The sequence below is a fragment of the Streptomyces sp. NPDC041129 genome, from assembly GCF_055592265.1.
In genome coordinates this window covers 257,475-273,837 of the sequence record NZ_JBVIYV010000001.1, presented here as the reverse complement: position 1 = coordinate 273,837, position 16,363 = coordinate 257,475, and the positions used below count along the sequence as shown (strand labels likewise).

Sequence of the window (16,363 nt, the reverse complement as noted above, 5' to 3'; positions counted from 1 at the left end):
TTGCCGTGTAGTACGGCTCCTCCGTTCCCCGTGTTCAGCCTCCTCGCACTCTTTTCTCAGGTCAGACCGCTGCTGTCCTGATCAGGCCGGGCCGCTGCCGGGGTAGGTGATGCGGTGGCACAGGGCCGGGATCTCGCCGGAGGCGAACCTGGGCATCAGCTCCGGCAGCTCCTCGAAGGTGCTCTCGCCGGTGATGAGGGCGTCGAGGGCGGGGTCGGCGAGCAGGTCGAGGGCGAGCGCCAGCCGTTCGGCGTAACCCCGGCCGGCACGGGCGGCCGGGGAGACGGTGCCGACCTGGCTGCTGCGCACGGTGAGCCGGCGGGAGTGGAACGCCTCGCCGAGCGGCAGGGCGACGCGCCGGTCGCCGTACCAGCTCAGTTCGACGACCGTGCCCTCGGGTGCGAGGAGTTCCAGGGCACGGGTGAGGCCCTGTTCGGTGGCGCTGGCATGCACCACGAGGTCGCACTCGCCGAGGGCGGTGCCGGGTGTGGCGAAGTCGGCGCCGAGCGCCTCTGCGGTCTTGGCGCGAGCCGGGTCGGCGTCGACGAGCTGCAGCCGTACGCCGGGGAAGCGGGCGAGCAGCGCGGCGACCGAGCAGCCGACCATGCCGCCGCCGACCACCGCGATCCGGTCGCCGATCAGGGGCGCCGCGTCCCACAGGGCGTTCACGGCGGTCTCCACGGTCCCGGCGAGCACGGCCCGCTCGGCGGGCACCCGGTCGGGCACCACGGTCACGGCGTTCACCGGAACGACGTAACGGGACTGATGCGGATACAGACAGAAGACCGTTCGGCCGATCAGCTCTCGCGGGCCCTCCTCGACGACACCGACGTTCAGGTAGCCGTACTTCACCGGCGCGGGGAAGTCGCCCTCCTGGAACGGCGCCCGCATCACGCCGTGTTGGGACTCCGGCACCCCGCCGCGGAAGACCAGCGTCTCCGTGCCGCGGCTCACTCCGGAGTACAGCGTGCGGACCAGGACCTCGCCCTCGCCCGGCTCCGCGAGGGTGACGTCGCGCAGCTCACCGGCCCCCGGGGAGCTCAGCCAGAACGCGCGGGCCGACCGGTTCATCGGCATCCTCCTGAACGATCGGGAAGTTGTTCACGTACCGAGTTGTGCACAGGCCGCGCACAGTACGCGGCGTTGATCGACTCTGTCACTCGGCCGGAGGGTGTGCGGTGGCCCTGAACAACACGTATGACGCGAGGCTCCAGCAGGAGACCGCTGTCGGAGCGGGCGTACAGCTCCTGCTGCTCGCCCTGCTCGGCTCGGCGATCGGCATGGGGCCGGCCGGCTGGCTGACGGGGCTGGTCTTCGCGTTCGCCACCTGGGCGGTCCTCTCCCGCGCCCTGCACCGCTCCCGGCTCAGCTCGTTCGGCCCCGCCAACCGGGTGACGCTGGGGCGGGCCACGCTGGTCGGCGGGGTGACCGCGCTGGTCGCGGACTCCTTCGAGAGCGCACCACCGGTCACGCTACTGGTCGGCCTCACCGCGGTGGCGCTGCTGCTGGACGGTGTGGACGGCAAGGTGGCCCGCCGCACCGGCACCTCCACCGAGCTCGGCGCCCGCTTCGACATGGAGGTCGACGCGTTCCTGATCCTGGTGCTGAGCGTGTACGTGGCGACGCAGCAGGGCCCTTGGGTACTGCTGATCGGCGGCATGCGTTACGCGTTCGTGGCGGCGGCCCGCGTCGCTCCCTGGCTGAACGCACCACTGCCGCCGTCCTTCGCCCGCAAGACGGTCGCCGCGCTCCAGGGCATCTGCCTCCTGCTGGCCGGCGCCGAGTTGCTGCCGCACCCGGCGAACCTGGCGATCGTGGTGCTGTCACTGGGCTCGCTGGTGTGGTCGTTCGGCCGGGACATGCTGTGGCTGTGGCGCGACTCCCGTACGGACGACGGGCGGACGGCCCCCGAGGGGGCGGTCGGCGATGGGGCGGTCGGTGAGCCGCTGATACGGGAGCTGGAGCTGGCGGCGCGCTGAGGGTGCTGGGGGTCGGAGGTCGGGGCGCCAGGGGTCGGGGCGCCTGAGGCCTGGAAGCCGGGGACGCCTCCTCCGTTTTCGCACCGTCAGCCGGTCGGTGCGGGGCCGCGGAGGCCTCCGTCGTGGACCTCGGCGATCCGGTCGGCGGCGGTCAGGTGGGTGCGGTCGTGGGTGACCAGGACGGTGGCGGTGGCCCGCTGGTGGGTGAGCCGGGTGATCAGCTCGATGACGGCGGCGCCGCGTTCGTGGTCGAGGGCGCTGGTGGGTTCGTCGACCAGCAGGACGGTGGGGTCGTTCATCAGGGCGCGGGCGATGTTGACGCGCTGGCGCTGGCCGCCGGAGAGCTGGTGGGGCCGGCGGTGGGCCTGGTCCACGAGGCCCACCGCCTCGAGGAGTTCGAGGGCCCGGCCACGGGCCCGGCCGGGGCTGCGGCCGTCGATCCTGGCCATGACCTGGAGCTGTTCGGCGGCGGTGAGGGAGGGCAGCAGGTTGGGCTGCTGGAAGACGATGCCGATCCGGTGACGGCGCAGCTCGGTCAGTTCGCCGCGGCTCAGACCGGTGGTGGACGTGCCGTCGATGGTGACCGTTCCGGCGTCGGGGGTGATCAGGGTGGCGGCGACGGCCAGCAGGCTGGACTTGCCCGAGCCGGAGGGGCCGACGACTGCGGTGAGGCTGCCCTTGGGGACCCGGAGCGTGACCCGGTCGAGGGCGGTCAGCCGGGTCTCGCCGTCCGCGTAGGTGAGGGTGATGTCGGTCAGCTCGAGGCTCATCGGGCGCTCCCCAGGGCGGTCAGCGGGTCGACGGAGGTGATGCGGCGGATGGACAGGCCGGCGCCGAGGCTGCCGAGCAGGACCATCACCGCGGCGGGCAGCAGTACCGTGCCGGGGCTGAGCAGGAACGGTACGTCCGACCCGGCCACGAGGGCGCCGACAGCGGCGGCGATACCGGTGCCGGCCAGGGTGCCGCCGACGAGCAGGACCACGGCCTGGCCGAGGGCGTCCTTGAGCAGGCTCGCGGTAGAGGCGCCGAGCGCCTTGAGGACGGCGACGTCGCCGCTGCGCTGGATGGTCCACACGGTGAAGAAGGCGCCGATGACCAGGGCCGAGATGGCGAACAGGAATCCGCGCATGAGCTGCAGGGAGCCGTTCTCCGAGGTGTAGGAGCCGATCGCGGACAGCGAGTCCTCGACGGAGACCGTCCTGGTGCCGGCCCGCCGGTCGGTGACCGTGAGGTCGGCCCCCGCGGTGGTGCGCAGGGCGATGACGGTGGCGGTGGCGCCGTCCGCGGCGTCCGTGGGCGGCGCAGTCCGCCGCCAGGTGTCCAGGCTGGTCCAGATCACCGGGATGTGGCTGAAGGAGGCGTCGCCCCGGACCGCGGCGACGGTCAGCCGGTGCCCGGCCAGGGTGAGGGAGTCGCCCGGGGCGAGGCCGAGGTCGCCGGCGGCAGTGGCGGACAGCACCGCGGACCGGTCGTCGATCCGTCCGCCGTCCGGGGCGAGCGAGGAGCCGGGTTCGACGCCGAACGCGGACACCGCGGTGCTCCGGTCCCCGGTGGTCGCCCTGGTCGTGGTGATGCCCAGCGGCTCGGCACCCTCGACGCCGGGCGCCTCGGCCCACTGCCGCCACTGGCGTGCGCTGACGGTGGAGTCGGAGAAGGAGAGGCCCTGTCCGCCGGCGGGAGTCTGGAAGGCCAACCGGTCCGCGGGCAGGCCGGTGATCGCGGAGACGTTCTGCCTGCCGAGCCCGGCCGTCAGCCCGGACAGCAGCCCGACCAGCAGGGTTATCAGCACGATGACGGTTCCCATCAGGGCGAATCGCCCCTTGGCGAACCTCAGATCTCTCCAGGCTACGAACACGGGGTGGCCTGTCCTCTCAACGACGGGAGTGGTGGTCGAATCGGTACGTCCCCACCGTCGCCGACGGCCGCCCGGCCGGGCATCCGGCAAGGGACCGCACTTCACCGGCCGGAAAGGCGGCATCCGGGTTGTAACTTTCGATGGAGGCCCCTCGGGGGTCCGCCTCCGTAGCCTGGACGCACTGTGAACTCTCCCCCCATGCCCGCCCCGATCCCGACCAGCCGGGTCCTGGCCTGGTGCCTGCACCTGCTGATCGCCGGTCTGCTCGCGCTGGCAGCCGGGCGGACCCTGACCGACGGCGGGCCGCACCCATGGGCGACCGTCGCCGCCGCCCTGGCCTGCGGCCTCGTATACGCGGCCGGCCCGCTGCTCCCCGGCGTACGCGGCTCACGCCGGTCGGCGACGGTGTGGCTGGCCTGCCTCGGCGCCGTCTGGCTGGTGCTGCTGGCCCTGTCGGCGGACGGCGTCTGGCTGGCCTTCCCGCTGTACTTCCTCCAGCTCCACCTGCTGCCGCGCCGAACCGCACTGGCGGCGGTCGTGGCGACCGCGCTCGCGGCGATCACCGCCTTCGCCGCCCACCAGCACGCCTTCAGCGTCGCGATGGTGATCGGCCCGGCGCTGGGCGCCGCCGTGGCCGTCGCGGTGGTGTGGGGGTACCAGGCCCTGTACCGGGAGAGCGAGCAGCGCCGCCGGCTGATCGAGGAGCTGACGGCCACCCGCGCCGACCTGGCCCGGGCCCAGCACACCGCCGGGGTGCTCGCCGAACGCGAACGACTGGCCCGCGAGATCCACGACACCCTCGCCCAGGGCCTGTCCAGCATCCAGCTTCTGCTGCGCGCCGCCGAGCGCGCCCTGCCGGAGCGGCCAGAGGCCGCCGCCCGCCATGTGGACCAGGCCCGTCAGGCGGCCGTGGACAACCTCGCCGAGGCCCGCCGCTTCGTCGCGGCCCTCACCCCGCCGGCCCTGGAGGGCACCACGCTGGCCGGCGCCCTGGAACGGCTGTGCGTCACGACCTCCGCCCGCCACCCCCTCACCGTCCGCTTCCACCTCACCGGCGCCCCGGCTCCTCTGCCCACCGCGCACGAGGTCGCCCTTCTGCGGATCACCCAGTCCGCCCTGGCCAACACCGTCCGCCACGCCGACGCCACCACCGCGGACGTCACCCTCACCCACCTGGACGACCATGTCGCCGTGGACATCGCCGACGACGGCACCGGATTCGACCCCGCCGCGCTGCCGGCCCCCCACCCGGACGACGGAGGCTTCGGCCTCGCCGCGATGCGCGCCCGCATGAACGCGCTGGGCGGCACCCTCACCATCGACTCCTCCCCGGGCCGGGGCACATCCCTGTCCGCCCGGCTCCCCCTGACCCCGCGCGCACACGCGCCCGAAGCCGGCGAACCCGAGGCCCACCCGTGACCGACAACCTCAGCCCAGGCGTACCCGGCGGCCCGTGCTCCGCCACCTCCGACAGCCCCGTCCGTCTGCTGCTGGCCGACGACCACCCGGTGGTACGGGCGGGGCTGCGCGCCGTGCTGGAGACCGAGCCCGGCATCGTCGTGCGGGCCGAGGCCGCCACCGCCGAGGCCGCGGTCACTCGCGCCGCCGAGGGTGACATCGACGTGGTCCTGATGGACCTTCAGTTCGGCGCGGGCATGGGCGGCGCCGAGGCCACCGCCCTCATCACCGCCCGCCCCGGCGCGCCGCGGGTCCTGATCGTCACCACCTACGACTCCGACGCCGACACGCTGCCCGCCATCGAGGCGGGCGCCACCGGCTACCTCCTCAAGGACGCACACCCCGAGGAGCTGGCGGCGGCGGTACGCACGGCCGCCGCAGGCCGCACCGCGCTGGCGCCGACCGTCGCCGACCGCCTGATGAACCGCCTCCGCGCACCCGCCGTCGCCCTGACCCGGCGTGAGACGGAGGTCCTGACCCTGGTCGCGCAGGGCCTCTCCAACCAGGCGATCGGCCGGCGGCTCCACCTCACCGAGGGCACCGTCAAGTCCCATCTGGCCCGCACCTACACCAAACTCGGCGTCGACTCCCGCACGGCCGCCGTGGCCACGGCGACGGACCTGGGCCTGATCCGCCGCTGACCGGGTCGGCTACGCGTCGGTCTTCGGGGACCGCCCGCGCACGATGGCGAAGGCGGCCGCGGCCAGCCCCAGCACACCTACGACAAGCCCGCCGATGCCCAGCTCCCGAGCGGTGTCATCGGTCCCGTCGGCCGCCTTCGGGCCGCCGGTGTCGCCATTCTTCGCAGCCGCGGGGGCGGCAGCCTCCTCGCCGCCCTCCGTCAGCTTGAGCGTGGGTGCCGGATCGTCCGCCTCCTCCCCGCCACTGGGCGCCTCGATCCACCGGACGACCTTGCCGTCGGAGTAGGTCTGCAGCGTCTTGAACGTCAACTGGCTGGTGCTGTCCGGAAGTTCCCCGAAGGCGACGTCGAAGTCCTCGTACTCCCCGGCCCCGATCTTCCCGCCGGTCCAGGTGATCTGGGAGACCGCCTCGGTGATGGTCCCGTCATCGGTCTTCACCGGCGTCTTCAACTTGGTGGTGGTCACCTTCGGCGTCCATCCGTCGCGGGGGCGCACGAGAACGCCGAGGACAGGATGGTCGGTCGGCAGGAAAACCTGCACCTTGCTGGTGGAGGCACCGTCCTCCTCATTCGGCACCCGGAACGTCAGCACACCGTCCGTGGCCCCCTTGGCGTAGCTCTCCGGGTGGACGGTGACATGCGCGGACGCGACACCGGCCGCGGCGAGAACACCGGCGGCGCCCAGGGCGACGACGGCTCCGGAGCGGCGCATGAGGGTGCGCTTCGCGGACATGGCGGACATGGCGGACATGACTGAGTGGATCTCCGTAGCGCTCACGGTGAGCGATCCTTCCACGCCGGGAGATACGTACGGCATCGAAATCCGGTTCAGTTGACGGCCGGGAGACCGCGCTCCCGGCGCACCGGCGCGAGCCTCCGCATGTCCAGCGCGTAGGAGAACGTCACTCGAACGCGTCAGTCCGTCCTTTGTGGGAGGCGGAGGCAGGTGTGGGCTCCGTGATGGATTCGCGAGACGCCCGGCGGCACTGCCGCCCGGCGCCTACAGTGTGATGGCATCGGCCGAGGGCCTCACCCCGGCCCGTAGCAACGTGGAGATTGCCGCCGGCACCCCGCTCACCCCGGCCCGCATCGCGCTGCTGCCCGCCCGTCAGCTGGAACTCCCGCCGCCCGGAACCTGGTTGTTCGACCCGCCGCACACCGCGATCCGCTTCATCGCCAAGCACGTTGGCATGGCCCACGTCCACGGCCGCTTCACCCGCTTCACCGGCGGCATCCGCGTCACGCCGGACGTGACCGACTCCCAGGTATCGGTACGCATCGACGCGTCCAGCATCGCCACGGGCAACAAGACCCGCGACAACCACCTGCGGTCCGCCGACTTCCTGGACGTCGAGCGCTACCCGTACATCGACTTCACCAGCAACCGGTTCGTCTACCGGGGCGGCTCCAGGTGGACCCTGAACGGCACGCTCACCATGCACGGCACCAGCCGCTCCGTCGGCCTGGACACGACGTACCTTGGCACGGTGAACGGCGGCTACGAGCAGGAACTGCGCTGCGCGGCCCTGGCGAAGGCGGAGCTGCACCGCGAGGACTTCACCCTGAACTGGCGCTCCATGCTGGCCCGCGGCATCGCGGTCGTCGGCCCGACCGTACAACTGGAACTGGACGTCCAGGCGATGTACCGCGACGCGGAGACGCCTACGCCGCCGGAGTAGCCGAGGACGGGCCACTCTCGGTGCCGGACGAGCGCCGCCATCCGCGGGCTTCGAGGTTCGCCGTGGCCGCACCGATCATGACTGGCGACCGCTCATGGGCCTCGCCGGCATGTCCCTCGGGGGGAGGTGTCCGGCGGCGATCGTCGGCTCGCGCATTCCGGTGATCACCGCGCGCACGCACTTCGAACCGCCACCGACGTGCTCACAGCCGCAACTGCTGCCCGAGGCACCGAAGGATGCCCGCGTCGCTCTCCTCGTGTGCCGTCATGGTGACCTCACCTCACGTCACCCACCCCCGCCGGGACACCCTCACCTGCGTGACGCGCCACGGCACCGGTCGTCTGACGACACGCTAAGGTGGCGCCTCCAGGGGAGGACAGAGCGGCCGTTGTGCCGCTCGCCGAATTGAAGAGCGCGGACGGCGGAGGGGTGCCCGCGCCCCGCTGCTCGGCCGGCCGCGAAACAGCTTGGGGGCATACGCCATGACAGACGCGCCGACGCACGCCGCCGACACCGACACGGACGAAGCCGACGACGCCGCCGACCGGAAGGTCGTCGAGCAGGAGCAGGCCGAGATCAAGGACTTCGTCAAGGGCCTGAGCGCGGACGACATCAAGTCGGGCAACTGGTTCACCAAGCTCGCCGCTCATGCCATGAACTCGTACACCGAGAAGGTCGACTGGCAGTACTTCCAGGACCGGTACGCGGGTGTGCCCGCGGACGCCATCGTGGATCAGCGGATCAAGATGGCGGCTCGGTACGCAGCGCTCGAAGGCGGGCTCTCGGCCGGGGCCTACACGGCGACCGTCGCCGCCACCATCGGGAGCCTCGGCGGTGCCTCACCGGCGACCGTCCCCGTCGCCGTGGCGACCATGATGGTCGACGTCGCGTTCCTCACCCAGCTCCAGCTTCGCCTGGCCTACGACGTCTCCGTCCTCTACCGGGTCCCGCTCGACGTGCACGACCCCGAGGACCTGTGGAAGCTCATCCGCGTGGCATTCACGATCAAGAGCGGGGAGGCTGCCCGCGAAGGTGTCGCCAAGGCGGTACCAGTCCTCGTGCGACCGTTGGTCAAGCGCTTCTACTCAGGATCGGTACTCACCGCCGGGAAGACGCTCCCCGTCGTCGGGAAGCACCTCCTGCAGCGCAACGTCATCAAGATCGGTATCCCACTCGTCGGCGTCCCCCTCGCCGTCCTGCTGAACCGCTACACCACGCTCCTCGCCGGCCGGCACGCGCGGGCCGTGTTCCGGAACGAGGCCCGGGTGATCGAAGTCGCCGAGAGAATGAGCGAACGCAGTCGGCACCCGCAGTTGATGCTGTGGGTCGCATGGCTCGTCATCAGGGCGAACACCAAGATCGCCGACGACGAGGCGCTGCTGATGCGGCATCTGGTGAGGCTGGTCCGGGAACGGCACGAGGTGGTCGACGAGCAGCTCGCGCACGTCGTCGACATCGACCCGGCCGAGGTGTGGAAGCGGGTGACCGCCGAGCCGGGCGATCTCGGCGACGTCCTCGACGCGGCGGAGCGCGTGGCCACCGTGGACGGTGACGTCAACTCCCGTGAGAAGGCCGTCCTCGCGGAGCTTCGGGAGCGTTGCAGCCGGGGCTGACGCCGTCGTGCGGCGTCGCTCGCACGGCACTCCCCCACTGTGGCCCGGCGCCGTGTACAGGGCGCGGCTCTTCCCTCTCGGTCGGATCACCATTGCGGGCGCCCGCGACGGCCTGACAGACGTATGTCGGTTCAAGGGCAGTGGGCGGAGACCTGGTAAGGCCCCGCCCACCTCTCATCGTTCACCTACTACTTCACCACGCCAGGGCTGAGAGTGCCTGCCGGGTCAGTGCGGTTGAGGGAGTCGCCTTCGGCGGAGAGGCAGGGGTTCGCCTTCTTCTGGCCTGGGTGGTCGGGCCGTAGCGCACCATGGTCTCGGAAGCAGCCACTCGCAACGTCGGCCACTGCTGGCCGTCACAGCTCTCTTCATGTCCCAGGCGTTAGCGGGCCATTCTCACTTCCTCCGCAAGCGCACGGCGACCACCGCCAGAAGCACCACGACGACCACCACAAGAAGCCATGTCGGAAGGGCGCCCGCCAGCGCGCCGCGAGCCATTTCCACAGAGTTGACGCTGTTCATCCAGTCTCCTACGGTCACGTCCGGGACGGCTCGGCGAGCCGTCCCGGACATCGGCTGTCACAAGGCCTTCAGGCCTGCCTTGGTGAGATCCTTCAAGTCCTTCGCGTCGCCGAGCCAGTTCAACGCATCTCCGGCGTTCTGGTCGACGTAGTCACCGACTGCCTCCACCGCCACGTTCTGGGCGCACCCCTCGCCGAATGCGGCCAGAGCTCCCACGCCTGTCTCCGTCACGCCGGTGGCCAGGCCGATGAGCGTTGATTGGGCACCGCCCTTGACGCACTCCATCCCGTACTTGCCCCAGTCGAGGAGCCCAGAGGGGTCGATGCGGTTGACGGGGTCGCCCTCGGCGTAGAGGTAGGGGTTCTGCTCCTGGCCGGAGGGGTCGGGCTGGGTGAAGCGGCCGACGTTGGCATCGTAGTAGCGGGCCTTGAGGTGGTACAGGCCGGTGGGATCCTGGTAGTTGCCGGCGAACCGGTAGGGCTGGGCGACCGGTTCGGAGGACTGGGCCAGGATGCGCACACCGCGGGGGCTGTAGGTGTAGGTGTCGACCTTGTTGCCGTCCACGTCCACCAGACCGATCACCGAGCCGATGGCGTCGGTGAGGTAGTAGTACGTCTTGCCCCCGGTGGTCATGGAGTTCAGCGTGCCCCCGGGCTCGCGGTTGAAGCCCATGTCCACACCGGCGGTCGACTTCGCGGAGAGGCCGAGCGGGCCGTTGTGGTAGTAGGTGTCACCGAGGCGGATGCGCTCGCTCTGGTCGGTGGAGCCGTACTGCCCGGTGTACGTCTTGCCGTTCACCGTGATCGAGGACATCTGGGAGTAGTCGGTCCAGGTCTCGCCGGTGCGGGTGTAGTCGTCGGTGGAGGCGCCGGCCGTCTCGTTGCCGATGGCGTCGTAGGACCAGCTTCCGCTGGTGCTGGACTTGGCGGTGAGCTCCTGGGCGTCGTTGTAGGTGTAGGTGGTGCCGCGCGGGCACCCCTGGTCCGTGCCCTGGGAGGTGAGGTTGCCGGCCAGGTCGTAGCAGTACTGCCAGGAGTCGGCGATCGCGCCGCTCTTCTCCTCCTTGGCGTAGGAGAAACGGCCCGCGCCGTCGTAGGAGTAGGTGCGCTTCAGGCCGGTGACGTTGTCCGTGCTGGTGCGGATCTTGCTGCCGTCGGTGGCAGCGTTGGTGCCGTAGCCGTAGGTGTAGCCGAGGTCGACCAGGGTGCCCTGGTCGGAGGTCACCTTGATGGACTTCGGGCGGCTGGAGTCGTCGACGTCGACCTTCTGCACCGTGCCGCCGGGGTAGGTGGTGGAAGTGCGGACGTCGTTGTTGTTGTACGCGTACTTGGTCACCGCGCCCTGCGGATCCTTCAGCTCGGTGAGCTTGTTGACCTCGTTCCAGGTGTAGTCGATCGTCCCTGCCGGGTCCTGGTAGTAGTCCACGTTGCCGGCCGCCGTGTAGGCGAGCAGGGTCTGGGAGCCGTCCTGGAGGTGGCGGACCGTCTCGCGCTGCAGCGGGTCGAAGTCGTACCTGACGGTCCCCGTGCCGTCCGAGCGCTGGGTCAGGTTGCCGTCGCCGTCGTACCAGTAGCGGACCGTGTCGTTGGTGGAGGAGACGGTCTTGATGCGGTCGCGGTTGTCGTAGACGTACACGCTCTTGATGCCGCGCGCGTCGGTCATCGTCTCGGTGCGGCCGAGGGCGTCGTAGGTGTAGGTCGTCTTGTCCAGCGGCGCCGGGGGCTTGGCCCAGTCCAGGTTGCCCTTGGCGTCGTAGTGGAAGTCGGTGGTGACCGTCTTCGTCGACGTCATCTTCGTCTTCTGCGCGCAGCGCTGGCCCTCGAAGCCGCCGCAGGTCGGGGTGGCGGGGTTGTAGTCGTAGGAGACGCTGCCGCCGCCGGTGCCGGTCTGGGCGACCGAGGTCGTGTTGCCGACCGTGTCGTAGGTGAAGCTCGTCTTCTCGCCGTCGGCGTTGGTGGAGTCCTTGGGTACGTCGCCGCCGGCGATGGTCTGCCAGGAGTTGACCGTCTTGCCGCCGGTGGGCATGGCGACGGTCTCGAGGTTGTTGCGGGAGTTGAACCCGTAGTCGGTGACCTTGCCCGGGGTGGTGCCCGAGCCCATCGCGTCCGTGGCGGTGTCGATGTTGTGGTTGGCGTCGAACTTCGTCGACCGCTTGTGGCCCAGGGCGTCGGTCACGTCGGTGACCTGGCCGTCGCCGTCGTGCTCGTACTTCGTCGCGTGCAGCTCCGGGTCCTTGGCCGTGGTCGTACCGGCGGCCGTCGGGGAGGCGGCGCTGTAGGTGTACGTCCAGGTCGGGCCCGTGTTGCCGGAGGCGTTGAAGCCGGTGGCGCGCAGCATCGAGGTGACGCGGTTGACGTCGTCGTAGGTGAAGACGGTGACGCGGCCCTCGGCGGTGGTGATCTTCTCGACGCGGCCCGAGTCGTCGTAGCCGAAGGTGACGGTCTTGCCCTCGGTGTCGGTGGTGGTGACCAGGTTCCCGCTCGCGTCGAGGCTGTAGACGGCGGTGCGGCCTGTGTTGTCCTTGGCCTGCCACTGCGAGGCGCCGGTCTCGACGAGGTCGATCCAGCGGCCCGAGCGGGTCTCGGTGAGCTTGAATCCCTTGTTCTCGCCGCTCTCGTCGTGCTGGGCGACGGTGACGCTGCCGTGGTTGCGGTCGGTGACCTTGATCAGGGAGCCGTTCGCGTCGTAGGTCTCCTTCGACCCCGACTTCCACTTCGTCAGCGTGTAGGTGCCGTCGGAGTTCTTCTTCAGGTCCTCGGAGTAGCCCTTGGGGGTGGCGAAGGTGCCGTCGCTGTTCTTCGTGAAGCGGACGGTCGCGCCGGAGGCGTCGTAGAAGACCACCTCGTTGCTGAAGAAGGACAGGTAGCGCTCGTACTGCTGCCACCAGCGCTGCGAGACCCGGCCCCAGGGCGCGTCCAGCGAGTTGTACGTCCGCGCCAGTCGCAGCCTCTGTCCGACACCGGCGATGTCGAAGTCCGTCGCCGTCAGCATCAGGTTGCCGGTGGAGTAGTCGATCTTCGCCGTCAGGGCGTCGGTGATGGCGAAGCTGGTGGTGCGGTGCCAGGGCACACCGCCCTGCCCCTCCGGGACGAAGACCATCAGTGACGCGTCCGCGGCGACACCGGCGGACTTCTTGGGGCTCGAACCGTTCGAGGCGCGCCCCTTGGCGTGGGCGCGCTGCTCGCGCAGCCACGGAACGTACGCCTCGTCGGTCGGATTCTCCGACGGCTGCGACTTCACCGGCCGGTTCGCACCGACCTTCACCGGCGGCATCTTGAAGTCCGGGCTGTCCTTGCCCCACGCCGAGACCGGTTTCCCGTCCGCCGCGGCCGCGGTCGAGGCCGGCAGCACGGCCGCCGCCAGGGCGGCCACCGTCACCACCGCCACCGCGGCGGCCGATCCTGATCTCTTCCGGGCATGGCGAAGAGACGTGCCGAGGGCACGTGTGCGCATGGCTTTCCCCCACAAGAAGACAAGCGCCGACAGCCCCAACGGCCACCGGACTCGCACAAGTTGTCAGAGAAAACTGGCAAAGATCGACACGGTTCCCGTCGATTCCTTTCACATACGGGCGAGAATCAGCCCGTCCGGTTCAGCGAAAAGAACCAGGATGAACCAGACATAACCGCATCACGCCGATGACCTGCGCAGGCCGACAGTGCATTCGGCTTTTGACGCCAACGGCCGAAAATGACAACCCCCGCGCCTACGAATCTCAAGCCTTGACCAGCAACGGGCCGGGCTGGCGCAGCCATCACGTGATCAGCGATGGCGCCAGAGCTGATGGAGCTGAAGGACTGTGGTCGCGTCCAGCCGGAAACCGTCGGCACCTCTCGTTCCCGGCCCCTCAGCCGACCCGAGGCGTGCCCTCCGGCAGGCTGTCCGCGCCGTCGCAATCCCAGAGTTTCCGGGCTTCCAGCCGCAAAGTGTCGGCGGCGAGGGAAGCCGTTCTCTGGATCACCGCTAGGTCGGACGTCTTCTGATAGGTGACATCGACCTCCACCACTGCTTCGCCCCCCTCCGAGGAGCAGTCGGCGAAGAGGGAGGTTGTATCGCCCTTGTGGAATCCCTCGGCCTCACCGAGCGTGATCCTGGTGGCGCCTGTCGAACTCGCGTCGCGGGCTGCGTCCTTCATGGTGTAGTCCGCCTTGGCGTAGAGGCTGTGTTCGATCCGAACGGACTTGCCGCCGGCGTACACCTTGCAGGTACCGGGCGCCTTCCTGGTGTACGGATGCTCCGGGTTGAGGACACCGGCGTGCCACTGCGTGAACGGCTTCCCCTTCTCCGGCAGCAGGGCCGCGACAACTGCTCCGGGAAGGGCGTCGTCGCAGACGCGCGCCGGCACCGCGACGTCGGGATCGTCGGACGGCCACAACTGCCACGCCACCACACAGGTTACGGCGAGCACTCCGACGGCCGCCGCAGCCGACCAGGGGCCGAACCGGCTGCCCCATCTTCCCGTACCTCCCGCCCGGCCGCCGTGGTCGCCGTTCAAGAGGCCCGCTTGCACACTTGCTGCTTCTTCAGCGACGCCGTGTATCCCTGGATCAGCTCCCTCATCGCCGACTCATTCGGGCGAGCGGGCTTCAGCACCTTGACAAGGGTGCTGACGTCCTCCTCCTCGACATCGGCGCCACGGCACTGGATCACGGACACAGCCGCGTGGTCGGCACAGGCGATCGAGTTGCCGTCCGCGGACTTCTGTTCCTGGACCAAGAGGCGGCTGCGCAGGATGTGCCGCGCCGAGTCACCGGCGTCGATACGTTCCCCGCTCACTTGCAGCACCGTGTCCTCGTCGACCTTGACACCGCACAGCGCGGAGCCGTCGTCGAGGCTTCCACGATGCTCCACAGTGAGCCGCTCACCTGATTCAGGCAGGAGGTGTGCTAGCGCACCGGCCGGTACGGATACCCCGCAGAGGGCCTTCGGAACGGTGAACTCCTGCCCGTGCGTCTCCGAAGAACAGCCGACCACCGTCACCGCAGCGACGAGGAACAGGATGCCGAGTTTGACATGCGACGAGGATCTCAATGCTTGCTACTCTCCGATTTCCACTGCGCGCCGTCGGAGTGGCTGAGTCCTGCCGATGTGCGCGCGGCTCTCCTGAGATCGTCGGCGGTGTCGGGGTCGATGGTGTTGTTGTTCAGCAGAGCGTGATCGACGGCGGACCGGGCGGAATCCAGAGCTGCCTCACGGCCGTTGGTGTACTCCGCGCCGGCTTCCGTCTCCGCCTCGCTGGAGGTGTCCTGCTCGATGCTCTTCATGATGGATTCCTGGATGTCCTCCGAGGCCCATTCGAGAGGGGCGCCGGCGATGGGGACGCGCTCACCGACCTTTTCCAGGCCCATGCCCAGGATGCGGTTCACCCACTTCTGCTTCTCGGCCGCAGCCTCGTTGAAATCCGCGTCGGAAGCAGTGTGGTACTCGTAGATCGCATGAGCCCGGGCGTCGCTCATGATGCCGGCGATCGCGGAACCGGGGGCCACCGCGGCACCCACGCGCCCGTCCAGCGATGCTGTCGAGTGGGTGGGGTCGTTGATGACGTGATCCACGACATCGGTCGTGTACGTCTGCTGTGCGGTGGTGATGGCGGAATAGGCGTCGGGGTCCTGACCCACCTCACCAAGGAAGCGGGCGACGTTGTTCGCGTCGAGGTCGGCCGAGGCGCCGAACGAGGGGAAGAGATCGCTGCTGGGGTCCTCGTCGTACATGGCCCGCTGGAAGTCGCCCATGTACTCGGCGCTGATGTCGCCGAGGCTTCCGCGCAGCCCGTACAGCGGACCGGTCTCCTCTCCGTCCAGGTCCCTGTTCTCGTTGTGCCGGATGAGTTCCGGGTCGCCTCCGAACTGGTTGACGATGTCGCTCACGAGATGCGCTTGCGCGTCGGTGTGCTGAACTGCAGCGGCAGAGGCGTCGCTGTCGTACGGCCGGCCTGTGGTCGCCGCCTCCAGTGCGTGGCCGAGGGCCTCAGGACCGAAGGTGAGGGCCGCTTTGGTCTTGTCCTCGTCGGCCAGGACGTTCGTCGCGTTCGTATCGACCGTCCACTCGAAGTCCTTGTCGGTGAAGAGGTCGAGGTACGAGGTGAAGCCAGTGTCACCGCCCTTCTTCACCGTCCCGTCTTCGTTGTACGCAGTCGGCGTTCCGGTGAAGAACTTCTCCGCGGCTTCCGGACTGTGGCCGAGCGCCTCCAGGACGCTGTTCAAAGGATCGTTGCCCGAGCCGAGCTTGCCGGAAGGGTTGAAGCCGTATGTGTCCGGGGTGCCTGCAGGCTTGTTCGACAGGAAGAAGTACGGGTCCTTCTTGTGGAGCTGGGTGATGTGCTCCGCGATGGGGTTGATGAAGCGGGAGTCGTAGTTGCCGTAGCGCAGCAGGCCGCCGAGCACCTGGTAGCCGTACGGCTTGTTCCACTGGCCGCGTTCCCAGCCGATCTGCTGGGTGCCCAGGCGCCGGAACTGCGAGCCCCAGTCGTCGGACAGATGCTGCCTGTGGTCGGGGTCCGTGGCGTTGGCGAGCGTGTACCCCATGACCTTCTGCAGGTCCTGCACCGCGTCGAGCCGGGTCTTGCCCGCGTCGCCGCCGGTGCCGTCGATCGACATCGCGGCGTAGAACTGGAGCGTCTT

General features: G+C 69.7%; 14 protein-coding genes. 5 read left to right on the top strand and 9 right to left on the bottom strand.

Annotated elements, in window-relative coordinates; all coding sequences use genetic code 11:
• Window positions 1–81 precede the first annotated feature (81 nt).
• Window positions 82–1,071, bottom strand: a complete 990-nt coding sequence (locus ACZ6B1_RS01155; protein ID WP_468773791.1) for a zinc-dependent alcohol dehydrogenase — start codon at window positions 1,069–1,071, stop codon at window positions 82–84.
• A 107-nt stretch (window positions 1,072–1,178) separates the two neighbouring features.
• On the opposite strand from ACZ6B1_RS01155, the gene ACZ6B1_RS01150 reads away from it, so the two are divergent.
• A complete protein-coding gene (locus ACZ6B1_RS01150; RefSeq protein ID WP_468773789.1) occupies window positions 1,179–1,979 on the top strand; it encodes a CDP-alcohol phosphatidyltransferase family protein in 801 nt (266 codons plus the stop codon).
• 86 nt (window positions 1,980–2,065) lie between these two features.
• Here the strand turns inward: ACZ6B1_RS01150 and ACZ6B1_RS01145 are convergent, their stop codons facing one another.
• On the bottom strand, window positions 2,066–2,749 hold the full coding sequence (locus ACZ6B1_RS01145; RefSeq protein ID WP_468773787.1) for an ABC transporter ATP-binding protein: 684 nt from the start codon (window positions 2,747–2,749) through the stop codon (window positions 2,066–2,068).
• A complete protein-coding gene (locus ACZ6B1_RS01140; protein ID WP_468773785.1) occupies window positions 2,746–3,834 on the bottom strand; it encodes an ABC transporter permease in 1,089 nt (362 codons plus the stop codon). Before ACZ6B1_RS01140 ends, ACZ6B1_RS01145 begins: the two co-directional genes overlap by 4 nt.
• 198 nt (window positions 3,835–4,032) lie before the next feature.
• Between ACZ6B1_RS01140 and ACZ6B1_RS01135 the strand changes: the two genes are divergently transcribed.
• Window positions 4,033–5,253, top strand: coding sequence for a sensor histidine kinase (locus ACZ6B1_RS01135; protein ID WP_468773783.1), 1,221 nt, complete (start codon window positions 4,033–4,035; stop codon window positions 5,251–5,253).
• Between the two features lie 65 nt (window positions 5,254–5,318).
• Complete coding sequence (locus tag ACZ6B1_RS01130) at window positions 5,319–5,933, top strand: response regulator (protein ID WP_468775990.1); 615 nt, start codon at window positions 5,319–5,321, stop codon at window positions 5,931–5,933.
• 9 nt (window positions 5,934–5,942) lie between these two features.
• Here ACZ6B1_RS01130 and ACZ6B1_RS01125 read toward each other — a convergent pair whose 3' ends face one another.
• Complete coding sequence (locus ACZ6B1_RS01125) at window positions 5,943–6,665, bottom strand: YcnI family protein (protein WP_468775989.1); 723 nt, start codon at window positions 6,663–6,665, stop codon at window positions 5,943–5,945.
• 196 nt (window positions 6,666–6,861) lie between these two features.
• On the opposite strand from ACZ6B1_RS01125, the gene ACZ6B1_RS01120 reads away from it, so the two are divergent.
• Window positions 6,862–7,611, top strand: coding sequence for a YceI family protein (locus ACZ6B1_RS01120; protein ID WP_468773782.1), 750 nt, complete (start codon window positions 6,862–6,864; stop codon window positions 7,609–7,611).
• 482 nt (window positions 7,612–8,093) lie between these two features.
• The gene (locus ACZ6B1_RS01115; protein WP_468773780.1) at window positions 8,094–9,224 is read left to right on the top strand and encodes a hypothetical protein; all 1,131 of its coding nucleotides are present in this window, start codon (window positions 8,094–8,096) and stop codon (window positions 9,222–9,224) included.
• Window positions 9,225–9,617: 393 nt separating this feature from the next.
• On the opposite strand, the gene ACZ6B1_RS01110 is transcribed toward ACZ6B1_RS01115, so the two are convergent.
• The 5 genes from ACZ6B1_RS01110 to ACZ6B1_RS01090 form a co-directional block, all read right to left on the bottom strand.
• On the bottom strand, window positions 9,618–9,743 hold the full coding sequence (locus ACZ6B1_RS01110; RefSeq protein WP_468773779.1) for a hypothetical protein: 126 nt from the start codon (window positions 9,741–9,743) through the stop codon (window positions 9,618–9,620).
• 57 nt (window positions 9,744–9,800) lie between these two features.
• The gene (locus ACZ6B1_RS01105) at window positions 9,801–13,016 is read right to left on the bottom strand and encodes an RHS repeat-associated core domain-containing protein (protein ID WP_468775988.1); all 3,216 of its coding nucleotides are present in this window, start codon (window positions 13,014–13,016) and stop codon (window positions 9,801–9,803) included.
• A gap of 574 nt (window positions 13,017–13,590) precedes the next feature.
• On the bottom strand, window positions 13,591–14,130 hold the full coding sequence (locus ACZ6B1_RS01100) for a hypothetical protein (RefSeq protein ID WP_468773777.1): 540 nt from the start codon (window positions 14,128–14,130) through the stop codon (window positions 13,591–13,593).
• A gap of 104 nt (window positions 14,131–14,234) precedes the next feature.
• On the bottom strand, window positions 14,235–14,774 hold the full coding sequence (locus tag ACZ6B1_RS01095; RefSeq protein ID WP_468773776.1) for a hypothetical protein: 540 nt from the start codon (window positions 14,772–14,774) through the stop codon (window positions 14,235–14,237).
• Window positions 14,771–16,339 (bottom strand): DUF6571 family protein, encoded by a 1,569-nt coding sequence (locus ACZ6B1_RS01090; RefSeq protein ID WP_468773774.1) that lies wholly within the window; start codon window positions 16,337–16,339, stop codon window positions 14,771–14,773. The genes ACZ6B1_RS01095 and ACZ6B1_RS01090 overlap by 4 nt, the downstream gene beginning before the upstream one ends.
• Window positions 16,340–16,363 lie beyond the last annotated feature (24 nt).